Origin of the sequence: Vibrio chagasii (assembly GCA_041879415.1) — a bacterium.
In the GTDB taxonomy this organism is placed as follows: Bacteria; Pseudomonadota; Gammaproteobacteria; order Enterobacterales; family Vibrionaceae; genus Vibrio.
Window position 1 is genome coordinate 1771400 of the sequence record CP090851.1, and the last position, 22906, is coordinate 1794305.

20 protein-coding genes are annotated in these 22906 nt (G+C 45.2%); 8 read left to right on the forward strand and 12 right to left on the reverse strand.

Annotated elements, in window-relative coordinates:
* Positions 1–5: 5 nt before the first annotated feature.
* The 3 genes from L0991_07870 to L0991_07880 all read right to left on the reverse strand — a co-directional run bounded on the left by L0991_07870 (position 6) and on the right by L0991_07880 (position 4085).
* Positions 6–704: a TIGR01621 family pseudouridine synthase gene (locus L0991_07870; GenBank protein ID XGB61364.1), complete on the reverse strand. Its 699-nt coding sequence runs from the start codon at positions 702–704 to the stop codon at positions 6–8.
* 156 nt (positions 705–860) lie between these two features.
* Complete coding sequence (locus tag L0991_07875; GenBank protein XGB61365.1) at positions 861–2477, reverse strand: methyl-accepting chemotaxis protein; 1617 nt, start codon at positions 2475–2477, stop codon at positions 861–863.
* Between the two features lie 174 nt (positions 2478–2651).
* Positions 2652–4085 carry a sodium-dependent transporter gene (locus L0991_07880; GenBank protein XGB61366.1) on the reverse strand — a complete coding sequence of 478 codons (1434 nt, stop codon included), beginning with the start codon at positions 4083–4085 and terminating at the stop codon, positions 2652–2654.
* 366 nt (positions 4086–4451) lie between these two features.
* On the opposite strand from L0991_07880, the gene cls reads away from it, so the two are divergent.
* Both cls and L0991_07890 read left to right on the forward strand, forming a co-directional pair.
* Complete coding sequence (gene cls, locus L0991_07885; GenBank protein ID XGB61367.1) at positions 4452–5906, forward strand: cardiolipin synthase; 1455 nt, start codon at positions 4452–4454, stop codon at positions 5904–5906.
* A 181-nt stretch (positions 5907–6087) separates the two neighbouring features.
* Complete coding sequence (locus tag L0991_07890; GenBank protein ID XGB61368.1) at positions 6088–7272, forward strand: cystathionine beta-lyase; 1185 nt, start codon at positions 6088–6090, stop codon at positions 7270–7272.
* Positions 7273–7383: 111 nt separating this feature from the next.
* Here the strand turns inward: L0991_07890 and L0991_07895 are convergent, their stop codons facing one another.
* The 9 genes from L0991_07895 to pspA all read right to left on the reverse strand — a co-directional run bounded on the left by L0991_07895 (position 7384) and on the right by pspA (position 16250).
* Positions 7384–7854, reverse strand: a complete 471-nt coding sequence (locus L0991_07895) for a hypothetical protein (GenBank protein ID XGB61369.1) — start codon at positions 7852–7854, stop codon at positions 7384–7386.
* Positions 7845–8816 carry a winged helix-turn-helix domain-containing protein gene (locus L0991_07900; GenBank protein XGB61370.1) on the reverse strand — a complete coding sequence of 324 codons (972 nt, stop codon included), beginning with the start codon at positions 8814–8816 and terminating at the stop codon, positions 7845–7847. The genes L0991_07895 and L0991_07900 overlap by 10 nt, the downstream gene beginning before the upstream one ends.
* Positions 8817–8925: 109 nt before the next feature.
* The gene (locus L0991_07905; protein ID XGB61371.1) at positions 8926–9492 is read right to left on the reverse strand and encodes a DNA-3-methyladenine glycosylase I; all 567 of its coding nucleotides are present in this window, start codon (positions 9490–9492) and stop codon (positions 8926–8928) included.
* A 76-nt stretch (positions 9493–9568) separates the two neighbouring features.
* Complete coding sequence (locus L0991_07910; GenBank protein ID XGB61372.1) at positions 9569–12679, reverse strand: efflux RND transporter permease subunit; 3111 nt, start codon at positions 12677–12679, stop codon at positions 9569–9571.
* A complete protein-coding gene (locus L0991_07915; protein ID XGB61373.1) occupies positions 12672–13757 on the reverse strand; it encodes an efflux RND transporter periplasmic adaptor subunit in 1086 nt (361 codons plus the stop codon). The genes L0991_07910 and L0991_07915 overlap by 8 nt, the downstream gene beginning before the upstream one ends.
* 1 nt (position 13758) lies before the next feature.
* Positions 13759–14793, reverse strand: coding sequence for an efflux RND transporter periplasmic adaptor subunit (locus L0991_07920; protein XGB61374.1), 1035 nt, complete (start codon positions 14791–14793; stop codon positions 13759–13761).
* Positions 14794–14951: 158 nt separating this feature from the next.
* Complete coding sequence (pspC, locus tag L0991_07925; GenBank protein XGB61375.1) at positions 14952–15338, reverse strand: envelope stress response membrane protein PspC; 387 nt, start codon at positions 15336–15338, stop codon at positions 14952–14954.
* Complete coding sequence (gene pspB, locus L0991_07930) at positions 15331–15564, reverse strand: envelope stress response membrane protein PspB (protein XGB61376.1); 234 nt, start codon at positions 15562–15564, stop codon at positions 15331–15333. Before pspB ends, pspC begins: the two co-directional genes overlap by 8 nt.
* Before the next feature lie 14 nt (positions 15565–15578).
* Positions 15579–16250: a phage shock protein PspA gene (gene pspA / locus L0991_07935; protein XGB61377.1), complete on the reverse strand. Its 672-nt coding sequence runs from the start codon at positions 16248–16250 to the stop codon at positions 15579–15581.
* A gap of 272 nt (positions 16251–16522) precedes the next feature.
* On the opposite strand from pspA, the gene pspF reads away from it, so the two are divergent.
* From pspF to L0991_07965, 6 genes are all read left to right on the forward strand, one after another.
* Positions 16523–17545 carry a phage shock protein operon transcriptional activator gene (pspF, locus tag L0991_07940; GenBank protein ID XGB61378.1) on the forward strand — a complete coding sequence of 341 codons (1023 nt, stop codon included), beginning with the start codon at positions 16523–16525 and terminating at the stop codon, positions 17543–17545.
* Positions 17546–17647: 102 nt separating this feature from the next.
* A complete protein-coding gene (sapA, locus tag L0991_07945) occupies positions 17648–19270 on the forward strand; it encodes a peptide ABC transporter substrate-binding protein SapA (GenBank protein XGB61379.1) in 1623 nt (540 codons plus the stop codon).
* On the forward strand, positions 19270–20232 hold the full coding sequence (locus L0991_07950) for an ABC transporter permease subunit (GenBank protein ID XGB61380.1): 963 nt from the start codon (positions 19270–19272) through the stop codon (positions 20230–20232). The genes sapA and L0991_07950 overlap by 1 nt, the downstream gene beginning before the upstream one ends.
* Positions 20219–21106: a peptide ABC transporter permease SapC gene (sapC, locus tag L0991_07955; protein ID XGB61381.1), complete on the forward strand. Its 888-nt coding sequence runs from the start codon at positions 20219–20221 to the stop codon at positions 21104–21106. Before L0991_07950 ends, sapC begins: the two co-directional genes overlap by 14 nt.
* The gene (locus tag L0991_07960) at positions 21106–22107 is read left to right on the forward strand and encodes an ATP-binding cassette domain-containing protein (GenBank protein XGB61382.1); all 1002 of its coding nucleotides are present in this window, start codon (positions 21106–21108) and stop codon (positions 22105–22107) included. Before sapC ends, L0991_07960 begins: the two co-directional genes overlap by 1 nt.
* Positions 22104–22886: an ATP-binding cassette domain-containing protein gene (locus L0991_07965; GenBank protein XGB61383.1), complete on the forward strand. Its 783-nt coding sequence runs from the start codon at positions 22104–22106 to the stop codon at positions 22884–22886. The genes L0991_07960 and L0991_07965 overlap by 4 nt, the downstream gene beginning before the upstream one ends.
* Positions 22887–22906 lie beyond the last annotated feature (20 nt).

Consider the following 22906-nt stretch of genomic DNA (forward strand, 5'->3'; position numbering starts at 1 on the left):
TTCACTCACTTAGTGTTTAGCTTTGGCCACGCCAGTGACCAAGGTTCAAGCCAACCTTCCAAACCATTAGATACGGTTTCTTGGTGCCACTTCTCGCCTAAAGAGTCTAGTCTCCTTGGGTCACAGACAAATTGGTAGGCTTGTGATTGATAAGTAAATCGAATCGCGAAGGCGTGGAGATAACCTCTGTCGGCCTCACTCGATGGATTATAAATTGGGTCACCAACGATGGCTGAACCTATCGACTTCATCGCCACGCGGATTTGGTGCGTGCGCCCTGTATAGGGCTTGCATAAAAGAAGTCGCTCACCGGGTTCTGCCGCTGCTGATAAAAATTGAGTTATTGCTGGGTTTTCTTTGGTTGTTAAGAGTTTCCAGCTAGAGCGTCGAGACCGCTCCATATCCCCAGAAATCAAACCCTGTTTTTTCTTCGGTTTCTTAGAGCCAATCGCCAAGTAGTACTTCTCCACTTCGCGCTTAGCAAATAACTGTGAAAGCTCACTCGCAGCCGATGAACTCTTGGCTAACAACAGAATGCCTGAAGTCATTTTATCGAGACGATGAACGAGATACAGCTTAGGCTCATTGATTGCCTTCGCGACTTCTTGAAGCAGCATGGTATCACCGTCGTCTTTGTGGACGCTGACTCCAGGGCGCTTATTGATGAGTAAAAAATCAGAGTGATTGAGAAGAATATCGAACATGTAAAGGCTAGCTCCGTTATAGAAGGTGGAGTATACCGTGTCTGAATACAGATTCCAGCCACGAAAAAGCCCAACTCACTCAATAAAGATTGAATCGTTGGGCTTGTTTCTCGTTGTCTGCATTTAAGGGTAGGTTTTAACCCCTATCAATAGAAACTAAGCGAGCTTGAACTTACCGACCAAGGCTTCTAGCTCCGCAACTTTACCGTTCAAACCTGAAGTGTTTTCTGAGCTACGCGTTGCCAGTTGCAAGGATTGCTCAGAGATATCGCTGATCGCCGTAATGTCTGCAGCAATTTCTTTGGTCACAGCAGTCTGCTCTTCTGCAGCAGTAGCAATTGAGTTAACCATACTTTGTACATTGCCTGCGCCGCTTACAATCGCTTCTAGAGCAGAAACAGCACCAGAGCTTTGCTCAACACCAATCTCGACCAAACGGCAGTTATCTTGGGTATAAGTCACCGCTTCTTGAGTACCTGACTGAATCGATTGAATAATACCAGACACTTCTTGTGTCGCTTTGGTTGTTCTCTCAGCTAGCGCTCGCACTTCATCTGCAACCACAGCAAAACCACGACCAAACTCACCCGCACGTGCCGCCTCAATCGCCGCATTCAGTGCCAATAGGTTAGTTTGCTCAGCAATGTCTTCGATAACTTTGATAACGCTACCAATCTGTTCACCGTGAGAGCCCAAAGTATTCATTTGCAGTGACATATCACTCATTTGAGTCGACACCTGTTGAATACTCGCCACCATTTCGACAATTACGTTGCGGCCATCTTCTGCAGACGTTTCAGAGCGTCGCGCCTCTTCATAAGTAGACGTGCCCTGCTGCGCCACTTCTGAAATGGTCAAGCTTAACTCTTCAGCAGCCGTCGCAATCAAGTTCGCTTTGTCAGCTTGAGCAGAAGCACCCGTGACGATGTCTTGACTAATAGAAGATAGTTCGCCCGTAACAGATTGAACTTCGTGCGTCACAGAAGAGATAGAACCTAATAAGTCCACTAACGACTTCTGCATCTGGTTAATCGAGCCAGCAAGATCAGCAAGTTCATCACCAGACTCATCGGTAATATCACCCGCTGTTAAATCACCATTTGCCACGCGGCGTGCTACTTGTTCAACGCGAGTCAGGCGATTAGTGATAGAACTCGACAACATATACGCAATCACACAACCAAAGACGATAGCAATCGCAGACAACACCATAATAGTGCGTTCAATTGTAGTAAATGTATCGGTGAGTATAAGTAGCGACTGCTCGGTATCCGCTCGCTCACTTGCAGATGCTTGATCCAGTAAGTTTTCAATGGGTATCAAGTTGGTCTCGTATAGAGAACGCAGCTGTTGAATGTTGGATAATAGCTCAGACTGATCATTGATCTTAGGCACAAGCTCAGATTCAAACTCTTGGGTGAAGCGTCCCATTAACTCTTCAATACGCAAAATACGGCGATGATCTTCAGAGCCTCTACTTTCCAAGCGTTTTGCTTGTTCAATAGCCTGAGCGAACTCGCTCTTATTAGTGCGGTAGTCATTCAGAGCGTTATCAACCTGAGTAATTGCACCCAGCGCATCTCGGTATACATCACCCGCTTCATCAATCAGTACCAAGTAGGTAACGGTCCCTGGAACATCGTCCATTCTAATTTCATCTGCGCTTTTGTGGGCATCAATGACTTCAAACCAAACGATGGTAACTAAGGTAACAAGCACCGCCAAAATTGAGCCAAACCCAGCATAAAGCTTTTTTCTTACAGATAATTTCACACAACACCTACCTAAATAAACGACGGCTTATACAGCCTCAACATCTTATATATCGTCTACCAGACGGATAACTTTAGTGAATATCAGTGATTATTTTTTATCGATTATTAAGTTACAGACATAAAAAAACGGGAGCCATTGCTCCCGTTTTTTCGTTATTTAATCAGCTTGCAATTATAGCTTCTTAGAGATAAGCGCAGAGCCAGCAATAATACCAATACCTAGTAGCATGATTGCACCTTTACCGCTGTCGAAGCCAGAAGAGATACCCATGAACGCAACGATTGCGATAGCTACTGGGATGATGTACTTAACTAGTGCGTACCATAGACCGAATAGTGGGAAAGATACTTCACCGTCGTTGGTGATTTCTTTCTCTAGGTCTGCACGGTTTAGTCTCCAACCAGCGAAGATACATACCAACATACCGCCAACAGCTAGGAAGATCTTATCTGTTAGTAGGTCGAAGATATCAAATGCGCCTGTGTCGAATAGTGTTGGACCAACGCCACCTAGAGATAGAGAAGCGAAGATACATAGCGCAGCCATTACAACACTTGCAGACAGTACTGCAGTTACACGCTTCATGCCTTTCTCGTCGATTAGGTAAGAAACCACAACCTCTAGTAGAGAAACAGAAGATGTTAGAGCTGCAACACTTAGACCGATGAAGAACATAAGTGCGAATAGAAGACCAATTACGCCGCCCATTTCAGCAAATAGCTGAGGAACAACAACGAATACTAGACCAGGGCCTGCTGCTGGTTCCATACCGAATGCGAACATTGCTGGGAACATTGCAACACCAGCTAGGATAGCAACACCTGTATCCATTGCTGTAACCATAGCGGTAGTTTGAACTAGGTTTTCTTTCTTCTTAAGGTAAGAACCGTAAGTCAACATACAACCCATACCAAGAGATAGTGAGAAGAATGCTTGGCCAAGTGCAGCTAGAATTACGTTGCTGTCTACCTTAGAGAAATCAGGGCTGAATAGGAACTCAAGACCAGCCATAGAACCTGGAAGAGTCAGACCTTTGATCGATACCACGATAAGGATCAGGAATAGCAGTGGCATTAGAACCTTACCCGCTTTCTCGATACCGCCCGAGATACCTTTCATAACGATAACAACGTTAAGAAGTAGGTATAGACCCATCCACATTAGTGGTTGAACTGGGTTAGAGATGAAACCACCGAAGCTGTCACCGATTGCTTCAGGTGCGTCTAGAAGACCACCAGCAATCTTACCGATGTATGCGATAGACCAGCCACCTACTACAGGGTAGAAACCCATGATAAGTAGACCACTTACTACGCCAATAACACCAGCGAACGTCCAACGACGGTCAGTTGATTTAAATGCACCTACTGCTGATTTTTGCGTATGACGGCCAATAGCAAATTCAGTCAGCATTACACTGAAACCGATGAAAATTACAAAAAACAGGTAAATTGCAACGAATGCACCACCGCCACTCTCGCCTGCTGTGTATGGGAATTTCCAAATGTTACCTAAGCCAACAGCAGAACCTGCTGCAGCCATTACGAATCCTAACTTCGAACCCCAGGTATCACGGGGTGTTGTGGTTGTATTACTAGTAGCCACGTTTACTCCAAAATTTGTGTTGTGTGATGTTGTGTTTTGCTTTGGGTGGCGTCTTTAAAAGATAAGGTGTAAAAACGACTTTACACACTTAGAAGATTTGATTGACGCTCTTTGTATAGCAAGTAAACCAGTTTAAGAATAAAATTGGAAGTCCGAACCGTACATATTTCGTTACCAATGTAAATTTTTATGGTTAAATGCCGCCTTTTCATACAAAACAATCGTTTTCGTCTTAAGTTAACCAAAACTTAACAACTATAACCTGTTTACAGCTTTTGCTCTAATTTGTAAATAGTTGATTCCTTAAATTCCCATATCCACAAAATAGCATTACTATCTAAGTGTCTCTTTTTTCGAGTATTCAATGTGGAAAAGCTCTACCATTTTTTAACTTTAGCCTCTGTCGCTTTGTACTGGGTCCTTGTAGCCGGTGTAACACTGCGTGTTGTACTAAAACGACGCTCTGTCAGCGTTTCTCTCGCCTGGCTTATGGTTATCTACATTATCCCAATTGTAGGTGTGGCTTGTTACTTCCTTTTTGGCGAGTTGAACCTCGGTAGAAAAAGGGCTGAACGCGCACATCGCATGTTTACTCCCTTTGGAGATTGGTTCCGTCAATTGAACGATTGCCAACTTCACCAACCAGGGAAAGTCGGCTCCCCTATCCATAAGATTGATGAGCTTTGTAACAATCGAATGGGCATTCCTGCGCTCAGTGGAAACACTCTATCCCTACAATCGTCACCAAACGAGATCCTACACGCAATTATTGAAGATATAGAAAATGCCCAAACCAGTATTAAGATGGTTTTCTATATTTGGCACCCAGGTGGCCTAACAGATTCAGTGGCCTCTGCTCTGATTCGCGCAGCAAAACGTGGTGTAGATGTTAAAGTTTTGCTCGATTCAGCGGGTAGCCCGCGCTTTTTCAAAAGCCATTGGCTACCAATGATGGAAGATGCCGGTGTGCAGGTTGTACAAGCACTGGAAGTAAGCCCTTGGCGTATTTTCTTGCGACGCCTTGATCTAAGGCAGCACCGTAAGATCATCGTGATAGATGAGACTATTGCCTACACTGGCTCGATGAACATGGTCGACCCTGCTCGTTTCAAACAAAGCTCAGGAGTCGGTCAGTGGATTGATGTCATGGTACGTGTGACAGGTCCAACCGTTAACGTACTCTCTGCAATCCATGGTTGGGACTGGGAAGTAGAAACCGGAGACCGCATTCTGCCTGAACTGCCTGAATGTTCTGTAGAAGAAGCGGTGACGCATCATCCCGTACAAGTTGTGCCATCGGGTCCAGGCATGCCGGAGTATTTAATCCTGCAGGTTCTGACTATTGCGATCAATCAAGCTAACCATACCGTGCGTATTACGACCCCTTACTTTGTGCCGAGTGCGGACTTATTAGAAACACTTAAAATGACTGCTCAACGTGGTGTCAACGTCGAACTCATCATTCCCCATAACAATGATTCATTGATGGTGAAATGGGCCTCTCGCGCTTTCTATACCGAATTGCTCGAAGCCGGAGTTAAAATCTACGAGTTCTATGGTGGCCTTCTTCATACCAAGTCGGTAGTCATCGATGAAGAGTTTTGCTTGATTGGAACGGTCAATATCGACATGCGAAGTTTATGGCTCAACTTTGAAGTGACGCTAGCGGTGGATGATGTGCATTTCACTCAGAACCTCTCTGAGCTGCAGAAATCTTACATCGATTCATCCCACTCTGTTGAATTAGAACAATGGGAGCAAAGAAGTTTACGCAACCGCTTCTTTGAAAGGCTGTTCTACCTGTTTAATCCTCTTCTGTAATTTAAGCGGTGAGCTGTAATAGCTCACTGTTTCCCCGTCGCTCATTTTTGATCTTTCACTCTTTACTGAGTGAAAGATTAAAAATCGTAAGAAAAGCGTAAAAATCCCCGCTCCGCTCTTGCTTTGAACACTCTTGGCATGTTTTAAATAGGACATAACCGATTGATAAGGAATTCACAGCATGTCCGAGAACAAAACCACTAAACTGATCACTGCCGGTCGTGATAAGAAGTGGACCAATGGTGTTGTTAACCCACCAGTACAGCGCGCTTCAACTGTCGTATTTAACTCAGTGGAAGAGAAGCGTAAAGCTACGATTAACCGCGCCAACAAGACCCTTTTTTATGGACGTCGTGGAACCAACACTCATTTTGCTTTCCAAGATGCGATGGTTGAGGTGGAAGGTGGCGCAGGCTGTGCACTCTACCCTTGTGGAACGGCAGCTATCTCTAATGCGATCCTTTCTTTTGTGGAAACAGGCGACCATATTCTGATGGTTGACACTTGCTACGAACCAACTCGCGATTTCTGTGACACCATCATGAAAAAGATGGGTGTAGAAACCACCTACTACGAGCCAACAATTGGCGAAGGTATCAAAGAGCTTATCAAGCCAAATACCAAGGTGTTATTTACCGAGTCTCCGGGTTCAATCACCATGGAAGTTCAGGATGTCCCAACACTCGCACGCATTGCTCACGACCATGACATCATAGTGATGTTAGACAACACATGGGCTGCTGGTGTTAATTTCTCTCCATTTGATTTTGGTGTTGATATCTCGATTCAAGCGGCGACTAAATACATCGTCGGCCACTCTGATGTGATGTTAGGTACTACCGTTGCCAACGAGAAGTGCTGGGACCAACTAAGAGAGCAAAGCTACTTAATGGGCCAATGTGTTTCACCAGATGACGCTTACCTTGGCCTACGCGGCATTCGTACCTTAGATGTACGACTACGCCAACATGCAGAAAGCAGTTTAAAAGTCGCGAAGTGGTTAGAAACTCGACCTGAAGTAGACCACGTTCGTCACCCTGCTCTTGAATCATGCCCTGGTCATGAATTCTTTAAACGAGATTTTACCGGTGGTAATGGCCTGTTCTCGTTTGTGCTAAAGAACTCGAATACACAAGCAACCACAGCGCTGCTTGATGGTATGAAACACTTCAGCATGGGTTACTCGTGGGGTGGATTTGAGAGCTTAATTCTCGCGAACGAGCCGAGCAGCTTTAACAGCCTAAGAACGGTAGCAAATCCAAACTTCGACGGTACTTTAATTCGTGTACATATCGGCTTAGAAGATGTTGATGATTTGATTGCAGACCTAGAGGCAGGATTAGATCGCTACAGCGCTCTAGTTTAGCTAGAAACGGCATATTCAACATACAAAAAAGGCAGGGTATTCCTGCCTTTTTCAGTTCTGCGCATCAGCAGCCTATAGCTCCACAACTAACGCACAGTGCCTCGTAGTTCATTATTGAACTTGATAGCATGTCCAATTAAAGATTTCAGAGCGGTGCTCATTAAACAGATACAGGGACTGCTCCCTCTCCAAAATCGAGTAATCAATGGTCACTCCTTTATACTCACTGTATTCCTGATTAATGATCGGATCATGAAATGGAGTTGCGGTTCTCACGTCAATAATGCTCATCGACAAATGATCCCCGTCCAAACCATAGTAACCAGAATAAAGATTTTCCATTGTGCCTTCGGTACCGTCTTTCTCAGTGATCATCACAAACTCTCTCATGCTAAAAGTTTGGTCAGACTGAAAAGTAATGCTCATACGCTCATAAAGCGATTGATAAGGTTGAAATGCCTGAGATAAGAAATCCGTTTTTAGCGTTTTACAATGCCATCGAGTGCCCGCCAGTGCATTCTGGTCTAGAAAAAAGCTCGCCGAAGCAATTACCAATAAAATGAGTAAGCCAATTAATCGCAAAAGTAGCTCCTCTTTTCCATATGAGCTGCAAATGAGTCAAAAGACGTCTCTACATTGAAAATCGTCGCCCCGTAATTGAGAGCCTCGCCATCCTTCCTTTGAACTAACATGTACAAAGCATCGCTCTCTGGTTGATCGACAGATGGATAAATACGAACAAACACATCCACATTGCAGTGACTAGGAATCACACTGGTCAGCTTTTCTGTTATCGCTGGTAGCGAATAAGAATCTCCATGAACAATATGGAAAAAGTAGTGGTTAGTATTGTCTGTATAACTATCACGATATTCCGACTTATCTATAAAGTAAGGCGTTGGCTTATAGTAAGTTTGGAATAGGTTGAACGCGGTAACGAGAACACAAATAAATGCGATTATATAGCCCACTTTTACCGCGTGTTTATTGCTAGTAATGCTTGATAAGCCAGGTGCAACCGAACCGTGCACTTGATTTGAAGCCTCAGAGTCCGAAGTGATAGTCGACGAGTTCTCTTCAGGCTCTTGGCTTGTCGTTGATGCTCTATCTGCTGGTGCAATCGACTCTTCTTGAATTGCAGGCTTCGCTACTATAGCCGCTACAGATGCAGACTGGGCTTCACCAAGGTCTACTTGAGGCGCAGTTTGGGTATTTGAACTTGTCTTTTTAGACTCGTCGATTTCAAGGGAATAGCCGGTTTTACTGACAGTGCGGATCGTTGCGCAGCCACAGGTTACCCTAGATAGTGTCTTTCTGATCTTTGAGATTACATTGGTAAGCGCTTGCTCCGAGACAATCACATTGCCCCAGCATCTATCAAATATCAGACCTCGTTCGATGCACTCGCCAACGTTTTCAAGCAAGAATAGGAAGACCTTACCTTCAAGTGGCGCGATAGTTTCTACGTGTCCATCTTCACGCACAAACTGCCTAAGCAAGGGATCATAACTAGCATCACATATTTGGTAGTTTTGTTGTTTCACTATCGATTTCTATCTTTAAACTCGGTCGCATATAATATTGAATAGTTTATAAATGGCTAGTGAATTTTCCAATTTTTAAGCAATTATTTCGCGACGCTAAATAACACTTTTATTTGTAAGGACAACACACCATATGGTCATTAACCATACCGGTCGCTTGCATGAACGCGTAACAGATTGTTTCACCTACAAACTTAAAGCCTCTCTTTTTTAAAAACTTACTCATAGCTTTAGATTGCTCAGTAGAAGCAGGGACTTGTGACATCTCTGTCCACTGATTATCGATAACTTTATTATCGACAAATTGCCACAAAGCATTCGATAAAGAGCCGAATTCTTTTTGAAGCTCCAGCGCTGCACGAGCATTATTGTACACAGAAGCAATCTTGCCCTTATGTTTAACCACATCAAAATTTTCAATGATATTGGGTACATTGTCTTCATCGAGTTCGGCTAATTTGTGTAAGTCGTAGTTCTCAAATGCCGCGCGATAGCCTTCTCGTTTTTTCAGTATAGTAATCCAACTCAGACCCGCTTGAGCTCCCTCTAGAGTGATGAATTCAAACAACACTTGATCATCATAGACAGGAACGCCCCATTCCGTATCGTGGTACACCCTTTCAAGTTCATGTTTAAGTGCCCATGCACAAGTTCTCTCCGCAGCATTCGCTTCCATTTCGATAATCTCATTTAAGTAAAATACATAAAAATAATGCCCCAGTTAGGGGCATTATTTCAAAGGTAAATTGGCGTTATGCTACGTCAATCTTATGGAACAGGCGGTACAGTACCGGTACAACGATCAGCGTCAGTACCGTCGCAAAACCCAAACCAAACATAATGGTTACCGCCATTGGCTTGAAGAAGATATCAGGCAATAGTGGAATCATACCTAGAATCGTCGTAATCGCTGCCATACATACCGGGCGAACACGGCTTAGTGCAGCATCAACGACAGCAACATAAGGATCCTTACCTGACTTCATCTCAATCTCGATTTGGTCAAGCAGTACGATACCGTTCTTCAAAAGCATCCCGGATAGACTCAAGAAGCCTAACAGAGCCATAAAACCAAATGGGGTGTTTAAGGCCAGCAAGCCAGTCGTCACACCGATTAAAGCCAACGGCACCGTTAACCATACTATCAACGGCTCTTTTACTGAGTTAAATAGGAACACAGTAATCAAGAACATGAACAGGTAGCCAAGAGGCATGGTTGTGAAGAGTGATGCCTGCGCATCTGCAGAAGACTCATACTCACCACCCCACTCAAGAGAATAACCCGGTGGCATCTCAATCGCTTCAATTTGTGGCTGTAGGCGCTTCTGTAGCGTAGAAGCAGTTTCTTCGCCCAGTAAGTCTGGATCCGCCATGACTGTCAGCATACGCTTACGGTTTTTACGGATGATCAGTGGATCTTCCCATTCCAACTCGTAACCTAAAGTCACTTGTTGCAGTGGGATGTATTCACTTAACGCAGGGCTCCAAATCTTCATACCTTCGATGTTACGAATATCCACACGCTCATCTTCCGGTAAACGAGCCACAATCGGCATAAGCGTTGTACCATCACGGTAAACACCAATCGACTTACCAGAGAAAGACATCGCGAGGAAATCATCAACATCAGACTTGGTGATACCGTAACGACGAGCTTGGCTTTCATTAAACTGAGGCTCTAGCACCTTAGTTCTTTCACGCCAGTCGTGGCGAACGTTAAATGCACCGCTATCAGCACGCATTACATCCATCACTTGTGCTGCGATTGAACGTAATACCGTAGGATCAGAACCTACAATACGAGCTTCTATCTTCGCACCGCCACCAGGACCTAACTCAATCTGTTTTAGCTTGTAGTCGATCTCAGGGAACTGACCATTAACATGGTCACGGAAGCGCTTCATTAGCCCTTCGAGCACTTCGTAGCTCTTAACACGAACCGTTATCTCACCGTAAGCGCTATAACTTTTCTCAGGTGCGTAAGTCAGCATGAAACGTTGTAAGCCTTTACCTGCGGTCGTCGTGATGTGTTCTACTTCGTCCTGTTCAGCTAACCAGCTTTCAAGCACTTTAAGCTTGGTGTTGGTTGCTCGAATATCGGTCCCTTCCGGCATCCAAACATCAACTTGGAACATAGGTGTAGTCGATGACGGGAAGAAAGCTTGTTTTACGAAACCAAAACCATAAACACTCGCACCTAGACCAATAACCAGAACAATCATGGTTAGCCACGCACGCTTCATACAGAATTCTAGGAAGTTTTTGTAGACAACAAAAACCATCCCGTTGTACGGATCTTTGCCTTCATTGTCAGCATCAACCTTCTGGCCTTTAAAGAAGATATCGGCAAAGAATGGCGTAATTGAGATAGCCGTAAACCAGCTCAACATTAGCGAGATAAGTAGAACCGTGAACAAGGTGCCACAGTACTCACCCGTCGAGTCTTCAGACAAGCCGATTGGCGCAAATGCCGTTACCGCGATAACCGTTGCACCCAGTAATGGCCATTTAGTCTGAGTTACGATATCAGTAGCGGCCTGCATCCGGGTTCGCCCCTTCTGCGTGCCGATCAATATCCCTTCGACCACCACTATGGCGTTATCCACCAGCATCCCCAGTGCGATAACCAATGCCCCCAGTGAGATACGTTGTAAATCGATTTTGAAGTACTGCATGAAAATGAAGGTACCAAACACGGTCAGTAGCAGTATCAAGCCAATCAATAGACCGGAACGCAGACCCATGAAGAAAAGCAGCACCACGATTACGATCGCAACCGCCTGCCCCAAGCTCACCACAAAGCCGCTTACGGATTTATCTACTTCTTTAGGTTGGTTATAAACCTCTGAAATGTCGATGCCTACTGGCTGTTGGTATTTCAATTCAGCAAGCCTGCGGTCAAACGCTTCACCCACCGCGACCACGTTTACGCCTTGAGCAAAGGACACACCCAGGTTAAGTGCTAGTTTGCCGTTGTAACCGATGATGTTAGTCGGTACTTCAACATAACCGCGGGTTACTTCTGCCACATCTTTTAGATAGATAAGGCCTTGAGCACCACCTTCAGTCAGGATCAAATCACCCAGCTGTTCTACGTTCTGAAACTCGCCGGTAGGATGGATACGAATGTATTCGTCACCAATTCTCACCGCACCTGCACTGGAAACAATGTTTTGAGTTGATAAAAGATTAAATACCGTGTTTGGCGAGATGCCCAAAGAGCTGATCCGTTTCATCGAGATTTCGATGAATACTTGCTCTTGCTGCTGACCAGAAACAGAAACTTTACTGACCCCATCAACCAGTTCCAGCTCACGCCTTAAATAATCGATATAGTCCAACAGTTCTTTATAGCTGTAGCCATCACCGGTTACTGCGAGCAAAATACCGTAAACATCACCAAAATCATCAATAACTTGCGGGTCGTTCACACCAGGCGGCAGTGACACTTTCAAGTCATTCACTTTTCGACGAAGTTCATCCCAAATCTGCGGCAGATCGTCTGGCCCATAGTTATTCTTCATAGTTACCGTTACCTGAGACAGGCCACGGCTAGAGATAGAGTTAACCTCGTCGACGTAAGTAAGTTGCTGAATCGCTTTCTCTAGTGGATAAGTGACTTCCTCTTCCACTTGCTGCGGTGTCGCACCTGGGTAAGAGGTGACAACCATCGCATCTTTGATGGTAAAGGCCGGGTCTTCTAAACGACCCAAACCAAAGAAGGCAGACACACCACCAATCAGGAAGATCAACGACAGCATCCAACTGATAACTTTATTGCGAATAAAGTAAGCCGCTACACCCGTGACCTGGTCATCACCCTGTTGAGCGTCATTCTGGGGCTTGTTATTTGCTTCACTCATTGTTCGCCTCCTGAGATAATACTTCCACTGTCATCCCATCTCGCAATCGCGATACGCCCGCTACAACTATATGTTGCCCCATCTCTAATCCTTTGATTATTTGCAACGTTTTCTGGTTGGCTTTGCCTAATACCACTTTCTGCTTTGAAACTGTGTTGTCGTCATTAATGACCCAAACGAATGAGTTCTTACGAGTCAGTTCATCGCCGTCAGCATTGAATACCGCCTCAATAGGCACTAAAACACCGGCTTTCAGTTCTAAGCCAATATCTCGACCATGTGAGGTAACGTCGACCGCCATACCGTCCAAAATCAGGTCGTCTTCAGGCATCGGTAGTGCCAAGGTCACGGTAAAGGTTCCGGTGCTTGGATCGGGCTCTGTTGTGAACTCTTTAATGCCTGCAGGGTACTCATTACCGCTTGGGACTCGGACCAAGGCAGTCACATTTTCAAGGATAGTTTCACTAGGTTGATTAACGTAGATTTGATCAGGTAGCTGAATCACGACCTCAACATCCTCAACGCTGTGAATATTCACGATTTGCTGACCCACTTGAATGTTCTCAAATTGGTCGACACTGACACGGGAAATGATGCCATCAACGGGAGCTTTGAGCTTAGTGAAAGACAAGCGAAGCTTCGCCAGTTCTAACTCGGCGTAGGCAATCTGACGTTGAGCGGCAATCTCATCAAACTGAGACTTCGCGAGTAAGCCCTTTTTCACTAGAGGTTTTGAACGCCTGAACTGGCTGTTCACCACGGTATATCGAGCTTGAGCATTATCAACGTCCAATTGATAGTCCGTAGGGTCAAGCTCAGCAATCACATCCCCAGCTTCAACTCGTTCGCCTTCTTTAACATCGAGCCTGTATATCTCGCCCGCCACACGAAAGCTCAGATGTGCTTTTTCCGCCGCATTGGCAACGGCTGGGAAATAGAGTTTGTCATTGAAATCTAATACTGAAATCTCAATTGCTTTAACTAATGGAATGTTCTCGGCCTCTACTTGAGGCTTTTCTCCACAAGCGGTCAGCAAAGCTAAACATGACAGGCCTGTCGCTAATTTAAATGCACTCATGTTATAGCCCCCTTTCCTTGATCCACTCTCGAACCTTAATGCCGGATTCAAGGCCATTCACACCAGAAGTTACGATGCGGTCGCCATCGTTTAGGCCAGAGACAATGTGACGTTTTTCATCAATCACGATCGCGACTTTTTCAACGATACCATCACTGTTCACTCGCCAAACTGAGACATCATCGCCATCAGTCATCATGGCAGAAGTCGGGATTTTGGTTGCAGCAGCTTGAGCTGACACAAGATTCACGGTACCAGACATGCCTGGCAAGATGCCGATATCGGTTGGTCTTTCCATCACCATGGTCACTTTATATGAACCCGTTTTAGGGTCAGCTTCTGTATCTACCTCTTGAAACGTCAGTACGTAGGAATTTTCAGGAAACGCATCAAATACCATGGTCGCATCGGTTTCAAACCCAGAAGAAAAGCGCGTAATAAGTTGGTCGGGCAATAAGAAAACGACTTTAAGAATCTGATTGGTTTGAATATTCATGACGCCTTCTTTAGCGGCAATGTACTCATGATTTTCAGCTGGAATAATGGAAATGGTGCCATCATAAGGGGCAACTAAAGTGGTGTAGCGAAGATTCGCATTCGCTTGATTAAGCATCGCGCGAGCTGAATTGTGGTTTGCTTTCGCTTGGTCGAAATCTTGCTCTGACACTACGCGGTCTTTACGCAGTTTGATCGCACGTTGGTACTGAACATCGGCAAGCTGAAAGTTCGCTTTTGCTTGCTTCTCTAGAAGTTGATATTCATCAGGGTTTAGCATGGCGAGTTTGTCGCCTTTCGACACATGCTGACCTGCGGTCACGTCGATGCTCTGTAATAATCCGGGAACGCGGAATGCGAGTACCGCTCTATCACCAGCTTCAGTTGTAGCAGGGAAGTTACGCTCAAAAGCATTGTTACCGACGGAGACTGTGAAGAGTTTGGCGGGTCTAGATTCAGGTTCAGGTACGGGAGGAAGCTCCTTACCACACCCAGACAACCCAGCTAAGGCCGTCAATAGGACAAGGGAGGCTCTATACATTGGTGATCATCCATATCTATAAATATTTTTATAACATAGATTAATCGCATGTAACTTACCAGTCGGCGTAAGATTTATTTAGAGAAAATTATTAAAAAAAATAACGGCTTGGAATAAATTTTCCTAAACCGTCATCTTATATTTTTTAGGTTTTACCGCTACATGTTCTTAAATTCGCGGTTCACTTTAAACGTATCGGATGTGACATAAGCTTCCATGTTGCGGACACTGGTCTCTAACTTCTGGAAATCACCCTCTAAAGTGTTCAATAGTGACTCTGCAGTTTGCCCTTTTTCCCAAGGCTTTTGCTTGAGCGTATGCTCTTGTTTAGCCTTCATTTGGTCGACATACTGAGGTGGTTGTTTTTCAAGCATAAATGTCAAAGCAATATACGCCAATAACACCAAAAAACTACCACCGAGCAGTGCAGCAGAGATAACCATGATACGAACGAGCCAAACTTCAAGGCCGAAATAGTTCGCCAACCCTGCACACACACCAGACAACTTACCGTTAATTGGATCGCGATACAGATCTCTACTCATAGTTTCGTCTCCAGCTAGGTGACTCCGCATCCAGTATTTTCTCTAGCGTTGTTACGCGATCTTGCATCGACTCTGCCTGCGCTGAAAGCTTATGCAGGCGTTGAAGATCCGTTTCCGATAGCCCATTACTGGATTTCTTCTTGCTGCGGTAATGTAAGAATAACCATAGCGGTGCCACGAAGATCAAAAAGACAATCAGTGGACCTGCAATTAGAAATGTGGACATAGACAACTCCTGAATTATTTATCGCGGTTTTCAACTTGTTGCTTCAGCTTCGCTAACTCTTTTTCAATTTCATCTTGAGCTTGTAGTTCTGCAAATTCTTGGTCTAACGATTTTGCATTGCCTGTCTTCGCGTAAACATCCGCTTCAGCTTCTAATTCATCCACTTTACGCGAGAATTGCTCAAACTTCGCCATTGCTTCACTGGTTTTGCTTGAGTGCAGGTGTTTTTGCACATCACGACGATTGCTTGCTGCGTTGTTGCGGATCATCAATGCTTGTTGCTTGGCACGTGTTTCTGCGATCTTAGTTTCAAGCTTACCAATCTCATTCGTTAGTTTCTCAATTGTTTCATGCACTAACGTTTGCTCTGTGTGTAGACTCTTGATGATGTCTTCCAGCTTTTGTTTTTCGATCAACGCCGCTCTCGCTAGATCTTCACGTTGCTTGGTCAGTGCCAGTGTCGCTTTATTCTGCCAATCAAGAATCTGAGTTTCGATAGCTTCAACTTTACGAGCAAGTTCTTTCTTGTCCGCAATAGCTTTTGCTGAGTTAGTGCGAACCTCTACCAATGTATCTTCCATTTCTTGGATGATCAGACGAATCATTTTTTCAGGATCTTCAGCCTTGTCTAATAGTGCGCTGATGTTTGAGTTTACGATGTCTGCAAAGCGAGAAAAAATACCCATGAGGAACTCCTTAATTACAATTGAAGGCAAATGCGTTTTAAATCGTTGTGCGACTCATCACCACTTGCTCGCTAATTTACATTTGTTGTTAAACCTACCATAAGTAATCCAAGTAGCGTGCCAACTTTTAAGGCATTAATTATCAGCCACTTACAATGTAATGGCGATTAACCTGAACCATGCTATGATGAATTTAACCAAGTATTGGTATTTTTCACCATTACAGCCCTTATATGACCTCCACCAGCGCTCAGCTACTACAAGGACCCGCTATGCAGCAGAATCTCATTGGTGAATCACCTAGCTTTCTCTCTGTTTTGGACAAAGTTTCTCAACTGGCTCCAATAGAGAGACCTATTCTGATCATTGGCGAGCGTGGTACAGGTAAGGAGTTGATTGCACAAAGGCTCCATTACCTCTCAAAGCGTTGGGACCAACCCTTGATTTCGCTAAACTGTTCAACACTGAGTGAAGGCTTGATTGATTCAGAGCTGTTTGGTCATGAGTCAGGCTCCTTTACCGGCTCAAAAGGTCGTCACCATGGCCGATTTGAAAGAGCAGAGGGCGGCACACTATTTCTTGATGAACTCGCGACAACGCCCCTTGCAGTTCAAGAGAAACTATTGCGGGTTATTGAATACGGACAATATGAACGTGTTGGTGGACAAAAAGCACTAAGTGCAAATGTAAGGCTGGTGTGTGCGACTAATGCAGACCTACCAGAGATGGCATCTAAGGGCGAATTCAGAGCCGACTTATTAGATAGACTCGCCTTTGATGTGATAACAATTCCTCCGCTCCGTGAACGTAAAGAAGACATCACATTACTGGCCGAATACTACGCTATTAAGATGTGCCGTGAATTAGAGCTTGAGCTATTTGTTGGCTTTGCACCATCTGCTATTGAATCCTTATTGGCATACTCTTGGCCAGGTAATGTCAGGGAGCTCAAGAACGTCATCGAGCGTGCCATCTACCAACATGGCAATAACCCATATCCTATTGAATCTTTGGTATTTAACCCGTTCAAGCCAGCATGGGACACAAATCAAGAATCCTCTCAAGTAATTGGCAATGATCCATCCAACAGCCATACTTCTACTGAGAGCTCGTTTTCTTTGCCTCTTGACTACAAAGCATGGCAAGAACAACAAGATATCAAACTGCTCAATCAAGCTTTAAAACAGAGCAAGTACAACCAAAAACAAGCCGCCGAATTACTCGGGCTCACCTACAACCAATTAAGGGGAATGGTGAGGAAGTACGCGATTGTCGGACAAGGCAGTGAGAAATAGCCACACTCATAGGATTATTATTTGGAGCCGAATAAATAAAATGTTAAATTATCCGGATCTTGAGGCTCCTCTAACGCCTCGTTTCGAAAAGTATTTCTTTTTATGAAAGCACTAATAAGACTATCACTGAGCATCTGCACGCTGAGCTTTTTAGCTGGATGTGGTGAGAGTGTGAATCACGACCAAATTCGTGAAAAAGGCTTCATTTATTGCGGCCAAGGTAATCCTAGTACCTTCAACCCTCAATTGGTTGATAGTGGAATTACAGCAGAATCGCTGAGCCCTCAAATCTTCGACACGCTGCTCACACTCGATCCTATGACCTATCGACCACAACAGAACCTAGCAACAAGCTGGTCTGTCGATAAATCAGGTACTGAATACACTTTCAAACTGCGCCCGAACGTCGCGTTCCAGACCACAGACTGGTTTACGCCAACCCGTTCTATGAACGCGCAAGATGTGGTTTTTAGTTTCGAACGTATCATTGATAGCTCAAACCCATTCCACTATGTGGGCGGCGGTCTATATCCATGGTTTGCTGGCATCGATTTCAAGAACTTGATTGTCGATATCACGGCAGTGGATGACTTAACGGTTAAATTCCAATTAAGTCGACCAGATAATTCTTTTCTAAATAACATCGCGACCAGTTACGCGGTGATCCACTCTAAAGAATACGCAAACCAACTCGTGGCTGCTGATGAGAAGAATGAAATCGACTCTAAGCCAGTTGGTACAGGCCCATTCTATCTGGATGAATATCAAATCAACGACTTGGTGCGTCTTAAAAAGAACAAGCATTACTGGAAAGGTGATGTGCAAATGGACCAAGTGGTTTTCGATACCTCACAACGCGGAACTGGCACACTCGCTAAGTTGCTGCGCAATGAATGTGACGTGTTGAACTCGCCGATCTCTAGCCAGATTCCAATCATTCAAGCACACGAAGAGCTGCAGATATCTGCGACACCAGCGGTTAATGTCTCTTTCATCGCCCTTAATACAGAGCACCCAGCCCTGCGTGATTCTCGCGTACGCAAAGCGCTGAACTTGGCTATCAACCGCCAGAATATTCTTGATTCGGTATACTACGGTACGGGCACCAAGGCTTATACACTGCTGCCGCCGACATCTTGGGCTCATCAGAAAGACAATGTTCAAGTACGCTATGACCGAAACTATGCGATTGCCCTTCTCAAAGAAGCCGGCGTAGAGCCAGGGTTGGAGCTTTCAATGTGGGTACCGCTAGAACCAAGAGCGTACAACCCAAGCCCACGTAAGACTGCTGAGCTTATCCAAGCTAACTTAGCGGACATCGGCATCGAATTGAAACTTTACACTGACGACCGATTCGACCGTACACAGCTGTCTTCAATCGCCTCAACAGATCTGCTACTAACTGGCTGGATTGGTAATACTGGTGACCCTGATAACTTCTTACGTCCCCTACTCTCGTGCAGCTCTGAGCGCGCAGGTCTCAACGTATCGATGTGGTGTAATTCAGACTTTGATTTCCTTCTGGATTTAGCCTTAGAGATCAACCAACAAAGGCACCGTGTAAACTTGTATCGCCAAGCCCAAAACATTCTCAACGAGGAAGTTCCTGTGATCCCTCTGGCTCACGGAGTGCAGTTCCGCGTTCATGATCGTTCACTAACCGGCTTTAAACAAAGCCCGTTCAATGCCCAACCTTTTGATCAAGTCAGAAGAGAGGTGCACTGATGTTTTGGTATACATTAAGACGTATTAACCTGTTCGTTATCACGCTTGCTATCCTGACGATGGTCGGCTTTTCGTTACTGCGACTCGACCAAACCTCACCGTGGGCGATTCAAGATTTCTGGCCGGGTTGGTTAAGCTACGTCACTGAATTGTCGACGCTGAATTTTGGCTTGAGCAAACACGGTACCCCTATCATTGATGAGCTTGTGGTTGTATTCCCAGCCACATTAGAGCTGTGTTTCTTTGCCTTCGTATTAGCGCTTTTGATTGGCATCCCTTTTGGGACCATCGCAGGCATGAGACAAGGTAAATTTGTCGACACCACTATCTCCTTCACCTCGATGGCAGGTTACTCTGCACCAATATTCTGGGTTGCACTATTGATGATCATGGTGTTCTCTCTGCATTTTGAAATGTTCCCTGTTGGCGGTCGATACGATCTACTTTATGAGATTGAACACGTGACTGGCTTTGCGATCATCGATGCCTTTTTTGCTGAAGGTCGCTACCGCGCACACGCTTTGCAAAGTGTCATCGAGCACATGGCGCTGCCGTGTCTTGTTTTAGCATTGGCACCGACGACTCAGGTTATCCGTTTAATGCGAGCATCTGTGGCTGAAGTAATGACGCAGAACTATATCCGTGCGGCACGTATTAAAGGTCTATCAACAAGAGAGATCGTGACTCAGCACGTATTACGAAATGCGATTCCACCGATTATTCCTAAGGTCGGTGTTCAGCTTTCGAGCATGTTAACGCTTGCGATCATCACCGAGTCTATCTTTAACTGGCCGGGGATTGGGCGCTGGCTATTAGACGCATTATCGAATCAAGATTACGTTTCTATTCAAGCTGGCGTAATTGTGGTGGCAACTCTGGTTTTGACTGCAAATATTCTGTCTGATCTACTAGGCGCTATGGTCAACCCACTGGTAAGGAAGGAATGGTATGCTAACAAATAACGTCTACCAGGAAGAACAAATTCCTACCCAGTTTGAGCGCTTCTGGCGTAGCTTCCGCTCTAACAACCTTGCGATGTTTGGCTTGTGGTGTTTGATACTTATCATTCTGGTGACGATCACTTCTCCGTGGTTGGCGCCCCATGATGCACAAGAGCAAACCGGCCATCTACTAACACCACCATCTTGGGATCCAGCAGGTACTGTTGAATACTTCTTGGGTACAGACGATCTAGGCCGAGATATTCTCTCTCGCTTGATCATTGGCTCTCAGCTTACCTTTGGTGCGGCGGTCGTGATTACCTTTATCGCTGCCGTTATTGGCTGTCTCATTGGCGTGCTTGCGGGTATGACGCGTGGTTTGCTATCAAGTACTCTAAACCACCTGCTTGATACGGTGATGTCGATTCCGTCTCTGCTACTAGCAATCATCTTTGTAGCATTCCTTGGCTTTGGCGAGTTCAATATCTTGCTGGCCTTATGTTTGGCATTGATTCCGCGCTTTATTCGCTCGGTCTACATTGCCGTACATGCTGAAGTAGAAAAAGACTATATTCTGGCTTCTCGCCTTGATGGTGCGAACGACTTCTACCTGCTGTGGAACTCGATTCTTCCGAATATTCTTACTGTTGTGGCACTAGAAATTACACTGGCGTTATCGGTCGCAATTCTTGATATCACTGCCTTAGGCTTCCTTGGTCTTGGCGCTCAAGCACCAAGCACAGAATGGGGCTCTATCCTAGGTGATTCTGTAGAACTGATTTATCTCGCACCATGGACAGTAACCCTACCCGGCCTAGCCATTATGTTTACAGTGATTGTGATTAACCTCGTCGGTGAAGGTGTTCGCCAAGCGCTAAATGCAGGAATCGAATAATGCCGTTACTTGATATTCGACATCTAACCATTGAAATTGAGACCCCTCAAGGGATGGTTAAAGCGGTAGATCGAATGAGTATTACCCTCAATGAAGGGGAAATTCGTGGTTTAGTAGGTGAATCAGGCTCTGGTAAAAGCTTGGTTGCTAAAGCGATCGTTGGTGTTTGTAAAGAAAACTGGAAGGTATCCGCTGACCGTATGCGACTCGGGAATGTTGACCTGCTTCAACTAACACCGAAAGAGCGCAGACGTGTTATTGCTCGTGATATTGCGATGATTTTCCAAGAGCCATCAACGTGTCTTGATCCTTCAGAAAAAGTGGGCAATCAACTGATCGAAGCCATTCCCTCACACGCCTTTGAAGGTCGATGGTGGCAACGATTTAAGTGGCGCAAGAAGCAAGCTATCGCACTGTTGCACAAAGTCGGCATCAAAGATCACTCGCGCCTAATGGACAGCTACTCTTACGAGCTCACTGATGGTGAGTGTCAAAAGGTGATGATCGCGATGGCGATCGCGGCCAAGCCGAAGGTCTTGATTGCCGATGAACCGACCAACGACTTGGATCCTATTACCCAGTCTCAGATCTTGCGATTATTGAGCCGTATGAATCAGCTCCATAACACGACCATTATCCTGATCGGCCATGACTTAACGACCATCACTCAATGGGCGACTCGAATTACCGTTATGTACTGTGGTCAGTCTGTTGAATCTGCGGATACGCAAAAACTGTTGGATGCACCAAAGCACCCATACACTGTGGCTCTGTTGAAAGCGATGCCAGACTTTAACGACTGGATCCCACACAAAGAGAAGCTTCAGTCGCTACCAGGGTCGATTCCTCCACTACAGCATCTTCCTATTGGTTGTCGATTGGGTCCACGTTGCCCTTACGCGCAAAGACAGTGTGTGGAAATCCCACACACTAAACGAATCAAAAACCATAAGTTTAACTGTCATTTCCCTCTGAATATGGAGAAGAAAAAGAAATCATGAGTGCATTATTAGAAGTCAGTGAATTATCTAAAGACTTTACGACTCGCTCTGGTCTTTTCCGTAAAAAGATTCATCAAGCGGTGAAGCCGGTAAGCTTTACGCTTGAAGCAGGCCAAACGATCGGTTTTATTGGTCAGAACGGCTCTGGGAAATCGACATTAGCAAGAATGCTAGCAGGTATGGTAGAACCGACTGCGGGTGAGATTCGTGTAAACGGTGAAAAGCTGGAACACAAAGACTACTCAACTCGCTGTAAGTTGATTCGCATGATCTTCCAAGATCCCAATACATCGCTTAACCCACGCATTCAGATTGGTCGTATTCTTGAAGGTCCTTTGAAGCGAAACACCAACATGCCACCAGAAGCCCGTATGCGCCGTGTAAAGGACACACTCTTACGTGTAGGTCTTTTACCAGAGCATGCTTACTTCTACCCTCAGATGCTTGCTGCTGGCCAGAAACAAAGGGTTTGTCTAGCTCGTGCCTTGATACTTCAGCCATCAATCATTGTCGCTGACGAAGCTTTGAACGGTCTAGATATGGCAATGCGTTCTCAGATCATCAACCTGTTCTTAGAACTGCAAGAAGAGATGGGCGTATCCTTCGTCTACGTATCTCAACACCTTGGCATTGTTAAGCACATCACCGATAAGATCATCGTGATGCATGAAGGTGATGTGGTTGAGAGTGGGGACACCGATGAAGTGCTGACCAACCCAAGTCACCAAATCACTCAAAGGCTGGTTGAGAGCCATTTCTCGAAAGCGCCAAACCACTAGTCTGAAACTACTAAGCTAGA

Bases quoted from the DNA above. Each gene is read 5' to 3' on its own strand.
- L0991_07960 (XGB61382.1), top strand. From the start codon at position 21,106: ATGCCGTTACTTGATATTCGACATCTAACCATTGAAATTGAGACCCCT.
- pspC (XGB61375.1), bottom strand. From the start codon at position 15,338: ATGAGTAGAGATCTGTATCGCGATCCAATTAACGGTAAGTTGTCTGGT.
- L0991_07965 (XGB61383.1), top strand. From the start codon at position 22,104: ATGAGTGCATTATTAGAAGTCAGTGAATTATCTAAAGACTTTACGACT.
- pspA (XGB61377.1), bottom strand. From the start codon at position 16,250: ATGGGTATTTTTTCTCGCTTTGCAGACATCGTAAACTCAAACATCAGC.
- L0991_07870 (XGB61364.1), bottom strand. From the start codon at position 704: ATGTTCGATATTCTTCTCAATCACTCTGATTTTTTACTCATCAATAAG.
- sapA (XGB61379.1), top strand. From the start codon at position 17,648: ATGAAAGCACTAATAAGACTATCACTGAGCATCTGCACGCTGAGCTTT.
- L0991_07915 (XGB61373.1), bottom strand. From the start codon at position 13,757: ATGAGTGCATTTAAATTAGCGACAGGCCTGTCATGTTTAGCTTTGCTG.
- L0991_07910 (XGB61372.1), bottom strand. From the start codon at position 12,679: ATGAGTGAAGCAAATAACAAGCCCCAGAATGACGCTCAACAGGGTGAT.
- pspF (XGB61378.1), top strand. From the start codon at position 16,523: ATGCAGCAGAATCTCATTGGTGAATCACCTAGCTTTCTCTCTGTTTTG.
- L0991_07950 (XGB61380.1), top strand. From the start codon at position 19,270: ATGTTTTGGTATACATTAAGACGTATTAACCTGTTCGTTATCACGCTT.
- pspB (XGB61376.1), bottom strand. From the start codon at position 15,564: ATGTCCACATTTCTAATTGCAGGTCCACTGATTGTCTTTTTGATCTTC.
- sapC (XGB61381.1), top strand. From the start codon at position 20,219: ATGCTAACAAATAACGTCTACCAGGAAGAACAAATTCCTACCCAGTTT.
- L0991_07920 (XGB61374.1), bottom strand. From the start codon at position 14,793: ATGTATAGAGCCTCCCTTGTCCTATTGACGGCCTTAGCTGGGTTGTCT.
- L0991_07905 (XGB61371.1), bottom strand. From the start codon at position 9,492: ATGGAAGCGAATGCTGCGGAGAGAACTTGTGCATGGGCACTTAAACAT.
- L0991_07890 (XGB61368.1), top strand. From the start codon at position 6,088: ATGTCCGAGAACAAAACCACTAAACTGATCACTGCCGGTCGTGATAAG.